4 protein-coding genes and 1 pseudogene are annotated in these 5093 nt (G+C 34.5%); 2 read left to right on the top strand and 3 right to left on the bottom strand.

Annotated elements, in window-relative coordinates:
- The first annotated feature begins 122 nt into the window (after window positions 1–122).
- Both OZD61_RS00270 and OZD61_RS00265 read left to right on the top strand, forming a co-directional pair.
- Window positions 123–1334, top strand: coding sequence for a hypothetical protein (locus OZD61_RS00270; RefSeq protein ID WP_274979410.1), 1212 nt, complete (start codon window positions 123–125; stop codon window positions 1332–1334).
- Window positions 1325–2269 carry an RluA family pseudouridine synthase gene (locus OZD61_RS00265; protein ID WP_274979411.1) on the top strand — a complete coding sequence of 315 codons (945 nt, stop codon included), beginning with the start codon at window positions 1325–1327 and terminating at the stop codon, window positions 2267–2269. The genes OZD61_RS00270 and OZD61_RS00265 overlap by 10 nt, the downstream gene beginning before the upstream one ends.
- Window positions 2270–2280: 11 nt before the next feature.
- Here the strand turns inward: OZD61_RS00265 and OZD61_RS00260 are convergent, their stop codons facing one another.
- From OZD61_RS00260 to OZD61_RS00240, 3 genes and pseudogenes are all read right to left on the bottom strand, one after another.
- Window positions 2281–2631: a diacylglycerol kinase gene (locus OZD61_RS00260; protein WP_274979409.1), complete on the bottom strand. Its 351-nt coding sequence runs from the start codon at window positions 2629–2631 to the stop codon at window positions 2281–2283.
- A 97-nt stretch (window positions 2632–2728) separates the two neighbouring features.
- Window positions 2729–3524 (bottom strand): annotated as a pseudogene (locus OZD61_RS05805) (EndoU domain-containing protein).
- Between the two features lie 58 nt (window positions 3525–3582).
- The gene (locus tag OZD61_RS00240; RefSeq protein ID WP_274979407.1) at window positions 3583–4770 is read right to left on the bottom strand and encodes a phosphoglycerate kinase; all 1188 of its coding nucleotides are present in this window, start codon (window positions 4768–4770) and stop codon (window positions 3583–3585) included.
- Window positions 4771–5093: the final 323 nt, after the last annotated feature.

Here is a 5093-nt window from a genome sequence, read left to right as displayed (position 1 = left end):
TAGATATGCCTCTTTCTTAACTATGCTTATTCTACCTCATATTTTCGAGATCCTTAACAGGTTCTAAGACGCAGAGAGAAATACTAGAAGATATAGAAGCAGAAAATAGAAATAGGATTCTCTTGTTTACTGGATCATATGTATTTGGTACTATTATAGTAGTTTCAGCAATATCACAATCCATTAATGCTCCAATAATATTAATAGCTTTATTAGTCGCTATTCTTTTATGCATCATATCAACACTTAGCAATCTAATAAGTAATAGCGTGGATCATGAAAATCATACTATTAGAAAACACAGTTCTTTAGGTCTTCTATTTCCATACTGGTCTGGAAAGGGCATGGTTGTATCAGTAGTAGAAAATAAGCTTGGTAAAAGGGAAAATGAACTAATATCTCTAATGAAAAAACTACTTAGTCCGCTTTGCAACTCATTTGACAGTAACCTTAAAAAAGCTTGCGATTTACTTGATAATAGTCTTTTAAAGCCTGCAAATATTAACATTAAAGAAACGCTTGATCACCTAAAAAAAATCAGAGAAGACATCAAAAAAGATTTAGATTGGCTACATGCAGAAATTTCAGAAGTTTTAAACAACACTAAAGAATTGACAAAAAAAGCACATTCACTAGATATTGAAGGTACTTTTTCTAGGTTAGAGAATGCTATTAAAATTGCTGAAGATAAGATTGAACGATTTGAACCAAGCCGCTTTGTAGGCTGGCTTCAATCAACTACGCAGTCTAATAATAACGAGTTCCTTAGCATGCTAAAAAAGTTAAAAGAGGATACAGAAGAGGAAAAAACGGAATTGAAGGAGCAATTAAACGTAGTAAGGAATGAATTAGAAGAAATAAAAAAGAAGCAAGCTCAACCAAGTACGCCTGATTTAGAAGCTAACAATGGGAATAATACTAATAAATTATTAGTATTAGAAAATAAAGTCAAAGAACTACGTGACACAGTTAGAAAGTTAGAGCTGGAAGCAGAACAAAATAAGCTGCAGCAAAAGAAGGAAAAGTTAGAGCAAAAAAAATCTGAACAAGAAAAAACAGATGAATGGAAAGAAAAAATCAACGGCAAACCAAGTGACTTTCTATATTATTTATTGGAATCTATTAAGCTGGAAGAAAAAGATAATAAAGAAAAAAAGGTTGAGGCAACATTACGAGATTTTGATAATAAAGTTACAATCTACTGGAAAGATGGCTCTCAAACAATTTGCCATATTAAAAAACAAGGTGATCTGCAAATTGAGTCTAGTGCAACAATGTTTACAGACCCAAATGTTCAAGCAGCATGGGAAATGGCGCGGGGTAAATCACTATAGATCACTCAATAATAACCTTAAGTGTTAATAATGATAAAGAGAAATTAAGGTTAGACACCTATATAGCTGAAAAATGCAACATATCACGCAGTAAAGCTCAAAGATTGATACAAAATGGGCAGGTGAAATTACTTGGCATACCGATAATTAATAATGATCACATAGTAAAACCAGGTGAAGAGTATGTAGTACATCTCGTTCAACCTGACATATCCACATCAATTGAGCCTAATTATGACATAAAACTTGATATCGTCTATGAAGATGAGGACATTATAGTTCTGAGTAAACAAAGTGGATTAACAGTGCACCCAGGTGCTGGGACAAACAATGATACGCTTTTGAACGCAGTTATCGCTCACCTTAATGTAAGACCAGGAATTGTTCATAGACTCGATAAAGATACTAGTGGGCTAATGGTAATTGCAAAAAATGAAGCAACCCATAGTTTTTTGTCTGAATTGTTATCGAATCGCAAAATAAAGCGGGAATACTTAGCAGTAGTTTGGGGAACATTATCTTCTCAGCAAGGCACGATAAAAACTAACATTGCTCCCAAACGCAGTAATAAAGAAATGATGTGTGTAACAAAAATCACAGGCAAATTAGCAATCACTCACTATTTAGTGCAAAAAGTTATAGGACAAGTAAGCCTCGTTAAATGCACTTTAGAGACAGGCAGAACACACCAAATTCGAGTCCACATGAGCCACATAGGACATTCCATAGTTGGTGATCAAGTTTATGGAAAAAATAGTAGTAAAAGCACAAAATATGCTAAAAACTCTAGTTTCATTCGTAATTTCAATAGACAAGCACTACATGCTTATACACTGGGCTTATACCACCCAAAAAGTAAGGAATACATGGAATTTGTCTCTGATTTACCGCAAGATATAAAAACTTTAATTGGTGAGTTTGACAACATATCTTAATAACATTCGTATTAACCTGTCAATATTATCATCCATGTTATCAGGAAGTTAATTGATGAAAGAAAAACTGCTGCACTACCTAGATCTTTCACCTTTTTTGAAAGTATGTGTTGTTCACTGGAAATACGCTCAATTGTCGTTTCAAAAGCAGTGTTAACAATTTCCACAATTAACACCAGGAATAGACTGCTTATCATTACTGCACGTTCTAGATTACTTCCATCCAAAACAAACAAAATTGAGACACATACTATAAAAAGCAGTAACTCCTGTCTGAACGCAATTTCTGATATAAAAGCTGATTTTATTCCTTCACAAGAGTATTGAATTGCTTTTATTAGACGAATAATGCCCTTCTTCATTATTATTCACAAAACCCTTTAATCAAAATTTTAACTCATTTGGATTTGCTACACCCTATAGCATTTTTATCATTTGTTCACCCTATTGGTTTTGAAATTAAGATTTACCGCAACTACAATAAGTACTCTTATCATCACATTTTGGTGTTAAGTCAGGATAGAACGTGAGTATAGCATCATTCTTTCTTACAAACACTGATTGATAATCGTCATCTTCCATTTCATATAGACACATTCCATCTTTTCCTAATTCCTTAAACGCCTTAGTTGCAGAAATTATCGGCATGAAGGTTATATGCATATCCATTTGGGCATTTAACTTTCACTTCCCCATCCTTACCTAAATATTTCATTCCAAATGTATAAACTGGCGGCTTAATATCTGATTTATTGCATAGGGACTTATCATTCCAAATTGCACCTGCCCATTTATCTTCTTGAGCTTCAACATATCTACCTACAAAATGCATACCACCTAGTTTATCGTTTGGCTCACCACAAAAAATATGTCCAAACCCTATAGTTTCTTTTTCACTTTCACTATTTGTAAACCAAATGTTAGCCAGTTCATCTTTAAGTAACTCCAAATCCGCATCTGGCGTAATCACTTATATATTCCTTTCACTACTTCTTGATGCTGCGGACAACTAAGTAAAATTTTGAAATCTTCTTTATCTGGATGTGCTCCCCAATCTCCACAAACTTTCAACACTCCTCTATCAAAGTCAGTTAATTCTGGAAACGGTGGCTGGTTGTGAACTGAAAAATGGTTCAAAATTGACCTCAACATTTTCTTCTACATAGCCGGTGTGAAAATAATGATCCATAATATAAAAAATAAACCCTATTATTGGTATTATTAAACGCAAAATTAGTTTAACTGTCTTCGACATAATCACGTTCACAAAAAAGCTAGCTTGCAAGAAACAATTTAAAAAAGTTTTAATCTAATCATTTTTGCAGAGCAGCAACTCCTGGCATTTCGTCACCACCCAGCCAACTTAAAAACGCTCCTCCACCAGTGGAAACACATGTAAAATCCTTATCGGTAAGGCCTGCAGCGCTTATTGCAGATAGGCTATCACCTCCCCCTATTATGCTGGTTAACTTTCCTTTGTGCGTTAAGTCACTTACGACTTTCATTACCCCTATTGTACCATTTGCAAAAGCTGAATGTTCAAAAACACCAATAGGTCCATTCCACAGCAGAGTCTTACTGCTCGCTATTATACTGCTTATTGTACTCAAAGTTTGTGATCCGATATCCAAAATTATATCACCGTCCAAAATGGACTCAGTTTTTCTTGAAATACTAGTGCTGTAATCAGAGTTTATTGCAACCAAAACGTCTTCCGGTACAATTATTTTGCAATTGTTTTTATTTGCTGTTTCAACAATATTATGTAGAAGGTCGTCAACACCATTTTGAAAGAAAGATTTTCCTATATTTACTTTGCTAAATGACAAAAAATTATTAGCAATCGCACCACCGAGAACTAGGTAATCAACCTTTTCTGTTAGCTTCATAAGCACTTTTATTTTAGTTGATATTTTAGCTCCCCCAACTATCGCAGTAATAGGTTTAGCTTTAAACGATACAGCTTTTTCAAGATACTTTAGCTCATCTTGCAAGCAAAATCCTGCATAGGAAGGTAAAAACTCTGTAATGCGTGAAATAGAAGCGTGAGCTCTGTGAGAGCAAGAAAATGCATCATTTACATATATATCCGCCAGAGATGCTAATTGTCTGGCAAAGTTTGCATCATTCTCCTTTTCCCCTTCATAAAATCTTAGATTCTCCAGTAATATTATATCTCCTGCATCCACAGCACTCACTGCTTTTTGCACTTTTTCACCAACGCAATCATCAATGAATTTCACTTTTTTATTTAGTAACTGTGATAAAATGTCAATTATATTTTTTAGTGACAGATTATCGTCTCTAGCCTTTGGGCGTCCGAAATGCGATATAATAATAATCTTTGCACTCGCATTCACTAAATACTGAATAGTAGGCAATGCTCTCAAAATACGAGTGACGTCACGAATTTCTCCATCTTTTGTAGGGACATTGAAGTCAACTCTGAGTAAGACGGTTTTATTGTGAAGATCACAATTTTCCATACTAGGTATATTCATTACAAAATTGAAGCTATAAAGTCACTATACAGCAGTTTGATCTAAAGTAAAGTTTTAAGCTTACGAACGTTTAAGGAAATTTGCATGCCAAACGCTTGACACTGGAACCTTATCGTCATGCCATCACGAACCGTCATACCGCCGGGTATCTCTTAGCCGCTAACACGTAGCGGGATACTTGACCTTTACAGGGATGACGATTGTCGTTTAGCCATAAATATTTAAGAAATTTACTAAACAGAAAAAAAGGCAGAAGAAACCCTAGGGTAGCTAATTATTCACTATCCATTTTTTAAGTTGGCGTTTTTTGATGTTTTAAATAG

Source organism: Wolbachia endosymbiont of Drosophila bocki (genome assembly GCF_028982005.1).
In the GTDB taxonomy this organism is placed as follows: Bacteria; Pseudomonadota; Alphaproteobacteria; order Rickettsiales; family Anaplasmataceae; genus Wolbachia; species Wolbachia pipientis.
Note: the sequence above shows the minus strand (reverse complement) of the source record. Positions and strands in the feature narration are given on the sequence as shown.

What these genes read in the sequence shown, in the direction of transcription:
- OZD61_RS00260 (WP_274979409.1), bottom strand. Translation starts at nt 2,631, where the DNA reads ATGAAGAAGGGCATTATTCGTCTAATAAAAGCAATTCAATACTCTTGT.
- OZD61_RS00240 (WP_274979407.1), bottom strand. Translation starts at nt 4,770, where the DNA reads ATGAATATACCTAGTATGGAAAATTGTGATCTTCACAATAAAACCGTC.